Origin of the sequence: Methylocella tundrae (genome assembly GCF_901905185.1) — a bacterium.
Taxonomy (GTDB): domain Bacteria; phylum Pseudomonadota; class Alphaproteobacteria; order Rhizobiales; family Beijerinckiaceae; genus Methylocapsa; species Methylocapsa tundrae.
In genome coordinates this window covers 1-1,021 of the sequence record NZ_CABFMQ020000126.1, presented here as the reverse complement: position 1 = coordinate 1,021, position 1,021 = coordinate 1, and the positions used below count along the sequence as shown (strand labels likewise).

The 1,021-nt window shown below is 58.7% G+C and carries 1 pseudogene; it reads left to right on the top strand.

The features are described from left to right. A pseudogene (locus MPC4_RS18140) lies at window positions 1-981 on the top strand (IS3 family transposase); the annotation flags it as partial. Between the last annotated feature and the right edge of the window lie 40 nt (window positions 982-1,021).

Below are 1,021 nucleotides of genomic sequence, written 5' to 3'. Positions count from 1 at the left end.
CAGCGGCTTGATCGCAGCCGCCTGCACAGCGCTGGGGCTGTCGCGCGCCAGCCTTCATCGTCGCCAGGCCTTCCGGAGACGGCCGCTTGCGGCTGTGCGCGCGCGGCCAACGCCAAAGCGGGCGCTTGCCGCCAAAGAGCGTCAAACCGTCCTCGACCTGTTGAGAGAGCCGCGGTTTGTCGATCTGGCGCCCGCCGAAGTCTACGCCAGCTTGCTCGACCAGGGCGTCTATCTGTGCTCGATCCGCACCATGTATCGCATTCTCGCCGAGCATGAAGAAGTCCGCGAACGACGCCGCCAATTGCGGCGCCCCGTCTACCAGAAGCCCGAACTTCTCGCCGAAAGCCCAAATCAGGTTTGGTCCTGGGACATCACGAAGTTGATGGGGCCGGCGAAATGGAGCTACTTCTATCTCTATGTCATCATTGATATTTTCAGCCGCAGGGTCGTCGCCTGGCAAATCGCTGATGCTGAGAGCGCCGCGCTGTTCAACCCTTGTTCGACGACGCCATCATCAAGCATGATGTCGTCCCCGGCCAACTTACCCTGCATGCGGATCGCGGCGGCCCGATGAAGGCCAAAGCCACCGCCTTGATGCTCGCCGATCTCGGCGTCACCAAATCGCATAGCAGGCCCTACACGTCGAACGACAATCCGTTCTCGGAAAGCCACTTCAAAACCTTAAAATATCAACCCCAGTTTCCTCAACGGTTTGGCTGCATTGAGGATGCGAAGACATTCTGCCGCTGCTTCTTCGATTGGTATAATCGGGATCATCATCATGCTGGCATCGGCCTGATGACGCCGGACCAGGTCCACTATGGTCAGGCCGACGAAGTCTACGCAGCCCGCCAGACAATCCTCGATCGCGCTTTCCATTCTAACCCGGAACGCTTCGTCAAAAAGCCGCCGGAACCGCCTCTCAAACCAACCGCAGCCTGGATCAACCCGCCAACCAAAAGGCTACAAATCCAAGCTTAAATTCAAACGCCGGCTGTCTCAAAGTCGTTGACACGTTCCG